General features: G+C 62.8%; 14 protein-coding genes. 9 read left to right on the plus strand and 5 right to left on the minus strand.

Annotated features, from left to right (window positions below; all coding sequences use genetic code 11):
* Positions 1-99: 99 nt before the first annotated feature.
* The 4 genes from AACY42_RS05980 to AACY42_RS05995 are packed head-to-tail and all read left to right on the plus strand — an operon-like array spanning position 100 to position 4,579.
* Positions 100-1,455 carry a M16 family metallopeptidase gene (locus AACY42_RS05980; RefSeq protein ID WP_339477602.1) on the plus strand — a complete coding sequence of 452 codons (1,356 nt, stop codon included), beginning with the start codon at positions 100-102 and terminating at the stop codon, positions 1,453-1,455.
* Positions 1,448-2,938 (plus strand): M16 family metallopeptidase, encoded by a 1,491-nt coding sequence (locus AACY42_RS05985; RefSeq protein WP_339477603.1) that lies wholly within the window; start codon positions 1,448-1,450, stop codon positions 2,936-2,938. The genes AACY42_RS05980 and AACY42_RS05985 overlap by 8 nt, the downstream gene beginning before the upstream one ends.
* Positions 2,938-3,549, plus strand: coding sequence for a 16S rRNA (guanine(966)-N(2))-methyltransferase RsmD (gene rsmD, locus AACY42_RS05990; protein WP_339477605.1), 612 nt, complete (start codon positions 2,938-2,940; stop codon positions 3,547-3,549). The genes AACY42_RS05985 and rsmD overlap by 1 nt, the downstream gene beginning before the upstream one ends.
* A gap of 31 nt (positions 3,550-3,580) precedes the next feature.
* A complete protein-coding gene (locus AACY42_RS05995) occupies positions 3,581-4,579 on the plus strand; it encodes a hydrolase (RefSeq protein ID WP_339477607.1) in 999 nt (332 codons plus the stop codon).
* Between the two features lie 130 nt (positions 4,580-4,709).
* Here AACY42_RS05995 and AACY42_RS06000 read toward each other — a convergent pair whose 3' ends face one another.
* Together AACY42_RS06000 and AACY42_RS06005 are read right to left on the minus strand one after the other, a co-directional pair.
* Positions 4,710-5,564: a sulfurtransferase gene (locus AACY42_RS06000; protein ID WP_339477610.1), complete on the minus strand. Its 855-nt coding sequence runs from the start codon at positions 5,562-5,564 to the stop codon at positions 4,710-4,712.
* Between the two features lie 33 nt (positions 5,565-5,597).
* Complete coding sequence (locus tag AACY42_RS06005; protein ID WP_003206524.1) at positions 5,598-6,269, minus strand: TetR/AcrR family transcriptional regulator; 672 nt, start codon at positions 6,267-6,269, stop codon at positions 5,598-5,600.
* Between the two features lie 149 nt (positions 6,270-6,418).
* Here AACY42_RS06005 and AACY42_RS06010 point away from each other — a divergent pair, with 149 nt between their 5' ends.
* From AACY42_RS06010 to AACY42_RS06030, 5 genes are all read left to right on the plus strand, one after another.
* The gene (locus tag AACY42_RS06010) at positions 6,419-7,849 is read left to right on the plus strand and encodes a coniferyl aldehyde dehydrogenase (RefSeq protein ID WP_339477614.1); all 1,431 of its coding nucleotides are present in this window, start codon (positions 6,419-6,421) and stop codon (positions 7,847-7,849) included.
* 27 nt (positions 7,850-7,876) lie between these two features.
* On the plus strand, positions 7,877-8,422 hold the full coding sequence (locus AACY42_RS06015; RefSeq protein ID WP_339477616.1) for a twin-arginine translocation pathway signal protein: 546 nt from the start codon (positions 7,877-7,879) through the stop codon (positions 8,420-8,422).
* Between the two features lie 85 nt (positions 8,423-8,507).
* Positions 8,508-10,103 (plus strand): GMC family oxidoreductase, encoded by a 1,596-nt coding sequence (locus tag AACY42_RS06020; protein ID WP_339477618.1) that lies wholly within the window; start codon positions 8,508-8,510, stop codon positions 10,101-10,103.
* Between the two features lie 115 nt (positions 10,104-10,218).
* Complete coding sequence (gene coaD, locus AACY42_RS06025; RefSeq protein WP_339477621.1) at positions 10,219-10,698, plus strand: pantetheine-phosphate adenylyltransferase; 480 nt, start codon at positions 10,219-10,221, stop codon at positions 10,696-10,698.
* Positions 10,699-10,834: 136 nt separating this feature from the next.
* Positions 10,835-11,086, plus strand: a complete 252-nt coding sequence (locus AACY42_RS06030; RefSeq protein ID WP_003206534.1) for a YfhL family 4Fe-4S dicluster ferredoxin — start codon at positions 10,835-10,837, stop codon at positions 11,084-11,086.
* A gap of 139 nt (positions 11,087-11,225) precedes the next feature.
* Here the strand turns inward: AACY42_RS06030 and AACY42_RS06035 are convergent, their stop codons facing one another.
* Genes AACY42_RS06035 through AACY42_RS06045 form a run of 3 tightly spaced genes read right to left on the minus strand, consistent with a single transcriptional unit; the run spans position 11,226 to position 13,260 of the window.
* Positions 11,226-11,546, minus strand: a complete 321-nt coding sequence (locus tag AACY42_RS06035) for a hypothetical protein (protein ID WP_018609455.1) — start codon at positions 11,544-11,546, stop codon at positions 11,226-11,228.
* A 55-nt stretch (positions 11,547-11,601) separates the two neighbouring features.
* On the minus strand, positions 11,602-12,414 hold the full coding sequence (mutM, locus tag AACY42_RS06040; protein ID WP_339477627.1) for a bifunctional DNA-formamidopyrimidine glycosylase/DNA-(apurinic or apyrimidinic site) lyase: 813 nt from the start codon (positions 12,412-12,414) through the stop codon (positions 11,602-11,604).
* A 30-nt stretch (positions 12,415-12,444) separates the two neighbouring features.
* Entirely contained in the window at positions 12,445-13,260 is an 816-nt protein-coding gene (locus AACY42_RS06045) for an HDOD domain-containing protein (RefSeq protein ID WP_339477681.1), read from the minus strand.
* Positions 13,261-13,341 lie beyond the last annotated feature (81 nt).

Genomic DNA, 13,341 nt, shown 5'->3' on the forward strand with positions numbered 1-13,341 from the left:
CCGATAGGCGTGGCCGCCAGTAAAACGGACCGTTATCCTAGCACCCTCTCGCCCGCCGACGCTAAGACCTAGCGGGCAACCCAACAGGTTTAAACACGAATGAATGCTCTTGCCCGCCGCGCCGCAGGCCTGCTGCTCAGCACAGTTTGTCTGCCCTTTTCAGCCTTGGCTGCCGACCCACAACCCACCCACGAATTTACCCTCGACAATGGCCTCAAGGTCGTCGTGCGCGAAGACCATCGTGCGCCGGTGGTGGTCTCCCAGGTCTGGTACAAGGTTGGCTCCAGCTACGAAACGCCAGGCCAGACCGGTTTATCCCACGCCCTTGAGCACATGATGTTCAAGGGCAGTGAAAAAGTCGGTCCCGGCGAAGCGTCGCTGATCCTGCGCGACCTCGGTGCCGAAGAGAACGCCTTCACCAGCGATGACTTCACCGCCTATTACCAAGTACTGGCCCGCGACCGCCTGGGCGTGGCCTTCGAACTGGAAGCCGACCGCATGGCCAGCCTGCGCCTGCCGCCAGAGGAGTTCAGCCGCGAGATCGAGGTGATCAAGGAAGAGCGCCGCATGCGCACCGACGACAAGCCCATGTCCAAGGCCTACGAGCGCTTCAAGGCCATGGCTTACCCGGCCAGCGGCTACCATACGCCGACCATCGGCTGGATGGCCGACCTGGACCGGATGAGCGTCGAGGATCTGCGTCACTGGTACGAATCCTGGTACACCCCGAACAACGCGACCCTGGTGGTGGTCGGCGACGTGACGCCGGACGAGGTCAAATCCCTGGCCCAGCGCTATTTCGGCCCGATTGCCCGACGCGCGGTGCCGGTCGCGAAAATCCCCTTGGAGCTGGCCGAGCCCGGCGAGCGCCAGATCACCCTGCATGTGCAGACCCAACTGCCCAGCGTGATGCTGGCCTTCAATGTGCCCAGCATCGCCACCGCGACCGACAAGGCTTCGGTCAACGCACTGCGGCTGATCTCGGCCCTGTTGGACGGCGGCTACAGCGGCCGGATCCCGACCCAGCTGGAACGCGGCGAAGAGTTGGTGTCCGGCGGTTCGTCGAACTACGACGCCTTCACCCGCGGCGACACGCTGTTCACGCTGTCGGCAACGCCCAACACGCAGAAACACAAAACCATCGCCCAAGCCGAAGCCGGTCTGTGGCGCTTGCTTGAACAGTTGAAAACCACCGCGCCGACTGCCGAAGAGCTGGAACGCGTACGCGCCCAGGTCATCGCCGGCCTGGTCTATGAGCGCGACTCGATTACCAGCCAGGCCACCGCCATTGGCCAGTTGGAGACCGTCGGTTTGTCCTGGAAGCTGATGGACACCGAACTTGCTGAATTGCAAAGCGTGACCCCGCAAGATATCCAGAAGGCAGCCCAGCTGTATTTCACCCGCTCGCGCCTGAGCATTGCGCATGTCCTGCCCGAGGAGAAAGCTCATGAGTGAGCGCAAATCACGGCGCCCGCTGCTGATCGGCCTGGCGCTCATCACCCTGGCCGGCTCCCTGGCGTTCTATCTGTCGCCGACCACCGACGTCACCGCCAGTCAGGCGCTGGATAACGCCAAGTCCGGCAACAAGCTGCAATCGTTGGCGGAACTGGACGGTAAGGCCCCCAGCCGGCGCCAGCTCGACGTGCAGACCTGGAAAACCGCTGACGGCGCCAAGGTGTTGTTCGTCGAAGCCCGGGAGTTGCCAATGTTCGACCTGCGCCTGACCTTCGCCGCCGGCAGCAGCCAGGACGGCGACGCTCCCGGCCTCGCGCTGCTGACCAACGCCATGCTCAACGAAGGCGTGGCCGGCAAGGACGTCAGCGCCATTGCCCAAGGCTTCGAAAGCCTCGGTGCAGACTTCGGCAACGGCGCCTACCGGGACATGGCCGTGGCGTCGCTGCGCAGCCTCAGCGCAGCCGCCAAACGTGAGCCGGCGTTGAAGCTGTTCGCCGAAGTTGTCGGCAAACCGACCTTCCCTGCCGACTCCTTTGCCCGCATCAAGAACCAGATGCTCGCCGGTTTCGAATACCAGAAACAGAACCCAGGCAAACTGGCCGGCCTGGAACTGATGAAGCGCCTGTATGGCGATCATCCTTATGCCCACTCCAGCGACGGCACTGCCGACAGCATTCCACCGATCACCCTGGCCCAGGCCCGAGCTTTCCACGCCAAGGCCTACGCCGCCGGCAACGCAGTGATTGCGCTGGTGGGGGATTTGTCCCGCGCCGAAGCCGAAGCGGTGGCCAACCAGGTATCCGCCGCGCTGCCCAAAGGCCCAGCCCTGGCGAAAACGCCGCCACCGGTGGAGCCCAAAGCGAGTATCGGCCACATCGAATTCCCATCCAAACAGACCAACCTGATGCTCGCGCAACTGGGCATCGACCGCGACGATCCGGACTATGCCGCCGTGTCCCTGGGCAACCAGATCCTCGGCGGTGGCGGCTTCGGCACACGGCTGATGACCGAGGTGCGGGAAAAGCGCGGCCTGACCTACGGCGTGTACTCCGGTTTCACGGCGATGCAAGCCCGCGGCCCGTTCATGATCAACCTGCAGACCCGTGCACAGATGAGCGAAGGCACCTTGAAACTGGTGCAGGACGTGTTCGCCGACTACCTCAAGAACGGTCCCACCCAGAAAGAACTCGATGACGCCAAGCGTGAGTTGGCCGGCAGTTTCCCGCTGTCCACCGCCAGCAATGCCGACATCGTCGGCCAACTCGGCGCCATGGGTTTCTATGACTTGCCGCTGAGCTACCTGGAGGACTTCATGCGTCAGTCCCAGGAACTGACGGTCGAGCAGGTCAAGGCTGCGCTGAACAAGCACCTGAGCACCGACAAAATGGTCATCGTCACCGCCGGCCCAAGCGTGCCGCAAAAACCGCTGCCGCCCCCCACTGACAAACCTGCCGAGCAGCCGCTCGGGGTTCCGGAGCACTAATGGCCCGCCCATCGAATTCCAGCAAGAAACCCGTGCACAATGGTGTGAACCAGTTGCGCATCATCGGCGGCGAATGGCGCAGCCGACGCCTGAGCTTCCCGGATGCCCCGGGCCTGCGCCCCACTCCCGATCGCGTGCGCGAAACCCTGTTCAACTGGCTCGCACCCTACGTGGCGGGTGCCCGGGTGCTCGATCCGTTCGCCGGCAGCGGCGCGCTGTTTCTCGAGGCCCTGTCCCGTGGCGCCGCCATGGGGCAGGCGCTGGACGCCAGCAACCTGGCGGTCTCCAATCTGAAAGAACACTTGGGCACCCTGCGCTGCACCGTCGGCCAGGTGCAAACCGCCGACGCACTGCGCTACCTGGACAGCCAGCCGGCGACGCCTTTCGACCTGGTGTTCCTCGACCCACCTTTCAACCAGAACCTGTTGCCGACGGTCTGCGCCTTGCTCGAGGATCGTCAGTGGCTGGCCGAGGATGCCTGGGTCTACACTGAAAGCGAGACTGCCCCGTCCACCCTGGGCTTGCCGGGCAATTGGCGCTTGCATCGCGAGCAGAAATCCGGACGGGTGTATTACGCGTTGTGGCAGCGTTCGGCAAAGGACATTGACTGAACGGCTGACCAGTGCATCGAGAATAATAATGATGTCCGCCGCATCCGAACGTTTCGTCCCCGCCCCGGGCCTTGGCAACCCGCATTTGCAAACCTTATGGGGCCCGTTGTGGCGTCAGGCCACACACCTTGAGCGCCAGCGCGAACGCTTGTGGCTCGAAGACGGTGATTTTCTAGACCTTGACTGGCATGGCCCCCACAGCGCCAAGGCGCCATTGGTGCTGGTGCTGCACGGCCTGACCGGCTCTTCCAACTCGCCTTACGTGGCTGGGCTGCAACAGGCCCTTGGTCACCAGGGTTGGGCCAGTGCGGCCCTGAACTGGCGTGGCTGCTCGGGTGAGCCGAACCTGTTGCCCCGCAGCTACCACTCGGGCGTCAGCGAAGACCTGGCCGCCGCCATCACCCACTTGCGCGCCCGACGGCCTTTGGCGCCGCTGTTTGCGGTGGGTTATTCACTGGGCGGCAATGTGCTGCTCAAGCACCTGGGGGAAACCGGCCGCGACAGCCAGTTGCAAGGGGCAGTGGCGGTGTCGGTGCCGTTTCGCCTCGACCAGTGTGCCGATCGCATCGGCCAGGGATTCTCCAGGTTCTACCAGGCGCATTTCATGCGCAAGCTCGTGGCCTATGTGCGCAACAAGCAACGCCAGTTCCAGCACGACGGACGCCAAGAAGGCCTGGCGACCCTGGCGGCGCTTGGCCCGTTGGAAAACATGCGCACCTTCTGGGACTTTGACGGCCGGGTGACGGCGCCGCTGCACGGGTTCTCCGATGCCGCGGATTATTACCGCCGTGCCTCCAGCCGTTATTTCATGGCAGGCATCAGCACGCCGACCCTGGTCATCCAGGCTGCCGACGATCCTTTTGTGTTTCCTCACAGCCTGCCAGAACCGGGCGAATTATCCCCCTCGACCCGGATTGAACTGCACGCCCAGGGCGGGCATGTGGGGTTTGTCGACGGAACCCTGCGGTGCCCGGGGTATTACCTGGAGCGGCGGATTCCCGGTTGGCTGGCCAGCCTGGGGCCCGGCTGAGCGTGATGGTTCATGACCAACACACCCCCCTGTGTGGGCTTGCTCGCGAAAGCGGTGGGTCGGCGACATTGAAGTTGACTGACACACCGTCTTCGCGAGCAAGCCGGCACACATTGGTTCCGAGTGTTTGTTATTCGCCCTTCGCCACGCCCCGCTGGGGATCATTGATCCACTCACTCCACGAGCCGGCGTACAGCCGCCCCAACGGATAGCCTGCCAGGCACAAGGCAAACAGGTTATGACACGCCGTCACACCGGAGCCGCAATAGGCCACCAGGTCGGCGGGCGAGCGCTCGCCCAGTTTTTCGGCGAAGCGCTGCTTGAGCTGGTCGGCCGGCAAGAAGCGGCCATCGGCGCCCAGGTTGTCGCTGAACGCCGCGCACTGGGCGCCCGGAATATGCCCGGCCACTGGGTCGATCGGCTCGACTTCACCTTTGAAACGCGGCAACGCTCGGGCATCCAGCAGGGTCATGTCCGATTGGCCGAGGCGTTGTTGCAGCGCTTGGGCGCTGAGCACCAAGCTCGCATCCGGTGCCCCGCTGAAGGTCCCGCGACTGTTCTGCGGCGGATCCAGGCTCAAGGGCAAGCCGGCGGCATGCCAGGCCTTGAGTCCACCGTCGAGGATGTACACGCCATCGCGCTTGCCCAGCCAGGCCAGCAACCACCAGGCCCGCGCGGCATAGGCGCCGGGACCGTCGTCGTACAGCACAACATCGCTGTCGTTATCGATCCCCCAGGCCTTGAGGCGCTCGATCAACGCCTCGGGCTCCGGCAGCGGATGACGCCCGGTCACACCTTTGGTCACCGCCCCGCTCAGGTCGCGCTCAAGGTCCGCGAACGATGCGCCGGCGATGTGGCCCTCGGCATAACTGCGCTGACCGTAATCCGGGTCTTCCAGGGCAAAACGGCAATCGAGGATGACCACCCCGGGCTGTGCCCGCCGCTCTTCGAGGGCTTGAGGGCTGATGAGTTGCGCAATGGGCATGGTGAACTCCTGTGGCTAAGTCGGGGGTCGGTCCTACTGCCCTTCCTCCAGGGTCTGGGCCAGGGGGACGTAATACTCTTTGAACAATGCATCCACCTCTTCGCGGGCCTGATCGGTCACAAAACCGGCCTCCAACACCAGTACCTGATACACGCCACGCTTGATGGCCTGCTCGCTCAGGTGGCTGAAGTTTTCCCGCGTGGTGCACAGGAACCGCACCCAGGACGTGAGGATGATCCAGGCATTGAGCGTCAGGGACTCGATCTGCACCCGGTCCATCTTCAGGATGCCGGCGGCAACAAAGCCCTCATAAATAGCAGTGCCATGAATCAGGCTGCGCTGGGAAAAACGTCGATAGCGCGCCGCAAGGTCCGGATCGCTGTCGAGCAGATGCTCCAGGTCCCGGTGCAGAAAACGGTAGCGCCACATGGCCGCCAACAGCTCCTGCAAATAGAAGCGCTTATCCTCCACCGTAGCCGCACGGCCCTGGGGCGGGCGCAAGAAGCTGTCCACCAGGTTTTCATACTCACTGAACAACACGGCGATGATCGCCTGCTTGTTGGGGAAGTGGTAATAGAGGTTGCCTGGGGACATGTCCATGTGGGCGGCAATGTGGTTGGTGCTGACGCTGCGCTCGCCTTGCTGGTTGAACAGCTCGAGGCTGTTTTGCACGATGCGCTCGCTGGTTTTCATTCGTGGGGCCATGGTTTGGGCTTTAATTCGACGAAGGCATTGATCGGCATCTTACGACCTATCGGTCACAGGAAAAACCCATCGCCGTTACGGATGCCATTGACTTTATAGAGTATAAGCTCTAAAAAAACACCCACTCTAATAATGTCCGGTGCCCGACGATGCCTGCCGACGTTGCCTATCTGCACGAGTCTCAACAACAACTGAACGAGCTGCGGTCGCTCTTCGATGCTCAGCGCCAGGCCTACGCCGTCCATCCGATGCCACCGGCCGAACAACGCCGACAATGGCTCAAGGCACTGCGCGAGGTATTGAGCAACGAACGACAAGCCTTGATCGACGCCATCAGCCAGGATTTCAGCCACCGCAGCGGCGACGAAACACTGCTGGCCGAGTTGATGCCGAGCCTGCACGGTATCCATTATGCCAGCCGACATCTCCAGGGCTGGATGAAACCCTCCCGGCGCAAGGTGGGCATGGCCTTCCAGCCGGCATCGGCCAAAGTGGTGTACCAACCGTTGGGCGTGGTCGGGGTCATCGTGCCGTGGAACTACCCGTTGTTCCTGGCCATCGGGCCGCTGACGGGAGCGCTGGCGGCGGGCAACCGGGTGATGCTCAAGCTCAGCGAAGCGACACCGGCCACCGGCCTGCTGCTCAAGCAACTGCTGGCCCGGGTCTTTCCCCAGGACCTGGTGTGCGTGGTGCTTGGCGAGGCGGAGGTCGGCATGGCGTTTTCCAAGCTGCCCTTCGATCACTTGCTGTTCACCGGCGCCACCAGCATCGGCAGACATGTCATGCGTGCCGCTGCCGAAAACCTGACCCCGGTCACTCTTGAGCTGGGTGGAAAGTCGCCGGCCATCGTGTCGACCGATGTGCCGCTCAAGGACGCCGCCGAACGCATCGCTTTCGGCAAGAGCCTGAATGCCGGGCAAACCTGTGTCGCCCCGGACTACGTGCTGGTACCGCAGAACCGCGTCGGAGAGTTCGTGGAGGCCTATCGCGAGGCGATTCGCGGGTTTTATCCGACCCTGACGGACAACCCGGACTACACCGCCGTGATCAACGAACGACAGCTGTCGCGGCTCAACGGCTACATCAGCGACGCCACCAGCAAGGGCGCGTTGCTGATCGCGTTGTTCGAGCACGGCCAAGGCCGTCGCATGGCCCATAGCCTGCTGCTCAACGTCAACGATGAGATGACCGTCATGCAGGACGAGATCTTCGGCCCGTTATTGCCCATCGTGCCCTATGAGCATCTGGACCAGGCGTTTGCCTACATCAATCAGCGACCCCGCCCCCTGGCGCTCTACTACTTTGGCTACAACAAGGCCGAACAGAATCGCGTGCTCCACGAAACCCATTCCGGCGGCGTCTGCTTGAACGACACGCTGCTGCACGTCGCCCAGGATGACTTGCCGTTTGGCGGCATCGGGCCCTCGGGAATGGGGCATTACCACGGGCATGAGGGCTTCCTGACCTTCAGCAAGGCCAAGGGCGTGCTGACCAAACAGCGGTTCAACGCAGCGAAGCTGATTTACCCCCCTTACGGCAAACCTTTGCAGAAACTGATCCAGAAGCTGTTTGTCCGCTGACACGTCTCTTCCCGGGTAATCACAATAATGAACCCAAGCCTCACCGATACACCCGCGCTGTCCCGGCGCGGCCTGCTGAAGTTCGGCCTCGGCGCCAGCGCCTTCCTGGCCACCGTCGGTGTGGGCGCCAGCCTGAGCGGTTGCTCGCCAAGCCAAGCGGCCAACGGCCTGGCGGCCCTGCGCGACAGCGACCTGCCATTTTTACGCAGCGTCATCCCTGTGATGCTCGACGGCGCAGTGGCCGTCGGACAGATCCCCGCCGCCACCGACGCGACCCTGCAAAGCCTGGACAGCAGCCTGGCCCACCTGTCCCCCGCCATGCTCAAGCTCACGCGTCAGCTGTTCGACGTGCTCACGCTGGGCATTACCCGCGGGCCACTGACCGGCGTCTGGGGCTCGTGGGAAAACGCCAACGCCGATGACATCTGCCAGTTCCTCGGACGGTGGGAAAACAGTTCGCTGGACCTGCTGCGACAAGGCCATAGCTCGTTGCTGCAACTGGTGATGATGGCCTGGTACAACCGGCCCGAGGCCTGGGCGCATTGCGGGTATCCAGGGCCGCCAACGGTCTGAAAACCAAGTTAAACCCAGTGGGAGCGAGCAGGCTCGCTCCCACTGGGTTCCTCTTCATCGACATAACAATAAGAGAGTCCTGAACATGCCCGTACCCGATCCCTTCCGCGAAGGCCTGGCCCGCGGCTGGACCACCTACAACGGCGCGCAACTGACCCAGGACCTGACCTTGGAAGCGGACGTGGCCATCGTCGGCAGCGGTGCTGGCGGCGGCACCACGGCAGAAATTCTCAGCGCTGCTGGCTACCGCGTGTTGCTGATCGAGGAAGGTCCGCTCAAGACCAGTCATGACTTCACGCTGCTCGAAGACCAAGCCTATAGCAGCCTGTATCAGGAAGGCCTCGGGCGCATGAGCAAGGACGGCGCCATCACCATTCTCCAGGGCCGGGCTGTCGGTGGCACGACGCTGATCAATTGGACCTCCAGCTTCCGCACGCCCGACCAGACCCTCGACCACTGGGCCGCCGAGCACAACGTCAAGGGACACGGCCGCGCTGAAATGGCCCCCTGGTTTGCGCAGATGGAACAACGCCTGGGCGTGGCGCCGTGGTTGATTCCGCCCAATGCCAACAACGATGTGATCCGCAAAGGTTGTGAACAATTGGGCTATGCCTGGCACGTCATCCCGCGCAACGTACGCGGCTGCTGGAACCTGGGCTATTGCGGCATGGGCTGCCCGACCAACGCCAAGCAGTCGATGCTGGTCACCACCATCCCGGCCACACTGGACAAGGGCGGAGCGCTGCTTTACCTGGCGCGGGCCGAGCGTCTGACGATCAAAAACGATGCCGTCATCGGCCTCGAGTGCCACGCCATGGACGAACGTTGCGTGGCGCCGACCGGGCGGCGCATCACCGTCAAGGCGCGGCATTACGTGCTGGCGGGCGGCGGCATCAATAGCCCCGGATTGCTGCTGCACTCCGATGCGCCAGACCCGCATGAACGCGTGGGCAAGCGCACCTTCCTGCACTTGGTGAACATGTCCGCCGGGCAGTTCGACGAGGTCATCAACCCGTTCTACGGCGCACCGCAATCGATTTACTCCGATCACTTCCAATGGCAGGACGGAACCACCGGCAAAATGTCCTACAAGCTCGAGGTCCCGCCCTTGCACCCGGCCCTGGCCGCGACGCTATTGGGCGGGTTCGGCCCCGAGAACGCTTTGCACATGTCCCGGCTGCCCCATACCCACGCCATGCTGGCGCTGTTGCGCGACGGTTTTCATCCAGACAGCCCCGGCGGCAGCGTCCAATTGCGCAGCGACGGCACGCCCGTGCTCGATTATCCCGTGACTCCGTATGCCTGGGATGGCTTGCGCCGGGCCTTCCACAGCATGGCCGAGATCCAGTTTGCTGGCGGCGCCAAGGCGGTCATGCCCTTGCACAGCGATGCCCGCTACGTAAAGACTCTGGCTGAAGCCCGCACACTGATCGACGGACTTGACCTGGCTTTGTACCGCACACGCCTGGGCAGCGCCCACGTGATGGGCGGTTGCGCCATGGGTGAAGACCCAAAAACCGCCGTCGCCGACAGCCTTGGCCGCCATCACCAACTGGGCAACCTGTCGATCCATGACGGCTCGCTGTTCCCCACCAGCATCGGCGCCAACCCGCAATTATCGGTGTACGGGCTGACCGCGCAATTGGCGACAGCCCTGGCCGAACGCCTGAAAAACCCATGAATAGCCGGATTATTCGCACCGTCTATAGTGCTTTCTTACGCAACAGCCGACTTGGCCGACCGAGAAGGCTGCGATACCATCCGACTCCCCAACGGACTCCCGCCAGGACGACGCGATGAACCGAGTGTTGTACCCAGGTACCTTCGACCCTATTACCAAGGGCCATGGCGATCTGGTCGAACGCGCCGCGCGCCTGTTCGACCATGTGATCATTGCCGTTGCCGCCAGCCCGAAGAAAAACCCGCTGTTCCCGCTGGAACAACGTGTGGAACTGGCCCGCGAGGTCACCAAGCACCTGCCCAACGTGGAAGTGGTCGGTTTCTCGACGCTTTTGGCGCACTTTGCCAAGGAAAAGAACGCCAATGTGTTCCTGCGCGGCCTGCGGGCGGTCTCGGACTTCGAGTACGAGTTCCAATTGGCCAACATGAACCGCCAATTGGCACCGGACGTCGAGAGCCTGTTCCTGACGCCGTCGGAGCGTTATTCCTTCATTTCCTCGACCCTGGTACGGGAAATCGCCGCCTTGGGCGGTGATATCACCCAGTTCGTCCACCCGGCCGTGGCCGATGCGCTGACCCTGCGCTTCAAGAAATAACCTGCGGACTGCGACTCGCTTCGCAGCCCGGCGCAGCGCAGTCCATCGCGCCCGCGTGCACTGCGCTCGCCAATGCGGCACAATTGCGCCCATACGTTTTCAGATGCCCGGGCCCAACGCCCCGGCAGGAGCCTGCATGTCCCTGATCATCACCGACGACTGCATCAATTGCGACGTCTGCGAACCCGAATGCCCGAACGAGGCCATTTCCCAAGGCGAAGAGATCTACGTCATCGACCCGAACTTGTGCACCCAGTGCGTCGGCCATTACGACGAACCCCAGTGCCAGCAGGTCTGCCCGGTGGATTGCATCCCTCTGGACGAGGCTCATCCGGAAACTGAAGAACAGCTGATGGCGAAATATCGCAAGATTACTGGCAAGGCTTGAGCCAGGTGCTTTTGTAGCGTCTTTGCCGGCTTCTTCGCGAGCAAGCCCGCTCCCACAAGAATCGACCGTGTTCACTTTGTGGGAGCGGGCTTGCTCGCGAAGAGGCCCTCAGCCACCACCCAGATGTAACTATTGACCTTCACTCCTGCCGCTCAAACCCCTCCCCAATACACCCCAGGCACCGCACAAACGTGGCCTTCGCCGGGTCCACCACCAGCGCCTTGCCCGCATCGCCTACCCCGCCGCCCAGCGCGGTAAAGGGCAACGACACCACGAATGCTCCGGCGCCAATCACTGTGGCGGCGAGCAGCAGCGGACGGGCAATCAGCAGATCGCCGATCATGGCGAAGGCCGGTGGGTTCTGGATGGTGTAGCGCGGATCGCCGCTGCCGTCGCTTGCCAGGGCAGGCAAACCGACACTCAGCAGGAGCGCTAGAACGACAGGTCGAAGCAGTTTCATCGGGCGATCCTTCAGCTAAATCGGTATGACTACTGACTATAGACCGTAGGACCGATCAGCTCTGGCAGCGCGGACACCAGACGCTCGCACGCTGGCCCAGGCGGATTTCCCGCAGACCCGTGCCACACACTTTGCACAGCTCCCCGCCCCGGCCGTAGACGAACAGTTCCTGCTGGAAATAGCCGGGCAGGCCATCCCCGCCGATAAAGTCCCGCAGCGTGGTGCCACCGCGCTCGATGGCATGGACGAGGATGCGCTTGATCTCGATCGCCAGCTTCAGGTAACGCGCCCGGGAAATGCCTCCGGCGGCCCGGCGCGGGTCGATCCCGGCGGCGAACAGGGCCTCGGTCGCGTAGATATTGCCCACCCCCACCACCACCGCGTTGTCCATGATGAACGGCTTGACCGCCATGGACCGCCCTCGCGAAAGCTGGAACAACCGTTCGCCATCGAACAGGTCGGTCAACGGCTCGGGACCAAGGCGAATCAACAGCTCGTGATTGAACGGGTCCAGGCTCCAGAGCATCGCACCAAACCGTCGAGGGTCGGTGTAGCGCAAAGCCAGGCCGGACTCCAGCTCGATGTCCACGTGCTCGTGCTTGGCGGCAGGCATGCCGACCTCCACCAAGCGCAGATTGCCGGACATGCCCAGGTGGCTGATCAACGTGCCGACCTCGGCATTGATCAACAGGTACTTGGCCCGCCGATCCACTTGCACGATGCGCTGGCCCGAAAGCCGAACGTCGAGATCTTCCGGGATCGGCCAGCGCAGGCGGCGGTCGCGGACCACCACGCGACTGACCCGCTGGCCTTCAAGGTGAGGCGCGATTCCGCGACGGGTGGTTTCGACTTCAGGCAGTTCTGGCATGAGGCTCTCGAGTCAGGCGAAGCACCGCACTCAACGATTGGCGAGGTCGCGAATTTCCTGTTTCTGGGTCTGGAAGTCGTATTCCGACAAACCGATGTAATCGAGCACAAGCCTGCCGACGCAATTCCACTCGTGGTCTTCGGTCTGATTGCCGAGCACCCGGTGGGACGCACAGATGTTCTCGGACATTTTCAGGATCGCCAGCAGGTTCTTCAGCGGGCTGTTGTTGCGTGAAGACTCGTCGCTGAAGATCGCCAGGGCATTGTGGTGGTTGGCGATGGCCTGGCTGACGTGATCCGGCAGGCGCCAGGATTTGGAGGTGTAGTAACCGACCACGGCATGGTTGGTGTTGAACACGCGGTTCTCGGTGTCCACCACCCGACACTCGGCGCTGGCATTGGCATAGGCCTCTTCCAGCACGCCCATGTAGTTGGGGAACTGCTTGAGCATCAACGGCACGCCGCAGTCGTGGAACAACCCCAGCGCATAGGCTTCGTCACCGTTCTCCAGGCCGACGCGCTTGGCCAGGGTCAGGCAGGTCATCGCCACATCCTGGGCGGTATCCCAGAAGCGGTTCAGAGTGACGATGGCGTCGTCGTGCAGCTCGCCCTTGATCGACTGCGCATTGATCAGGTTGATGATCGAACGGCTGCCCAGCAGGTTCACCGCGCGCTGGATCGAGGTGATCTTGTTGCGCAGGCCGTAGTACGGCGAGTTGACGATCTTGAGCAAGGCCCCGGAGAGACCAGGATCTTGGGAGATCAGCTTGGCGATGGCCTCCAGGTCCGGGTCGGGCATGTACTGCTCCATCTGCAGGTCCACCATGATCTGCGGCTGGGGTGGCACGCTGATGCCTTGCAAGGACTGTTGGATCTGTTCGGCGGAAAGCTCTTTGGACATGAGTACACACTCCGGGTCAGGCGCAGA

It is taken from the genome of Pseudomonas sp. RL_5y_Pfl2_73, assembly GCF_963970515.1.
GTDB lineage: Bacteria > Pseudomonadota > Gammaproteobacteria > Pseudomonadales > Pseudomonadaceae > Aquipseudomonas.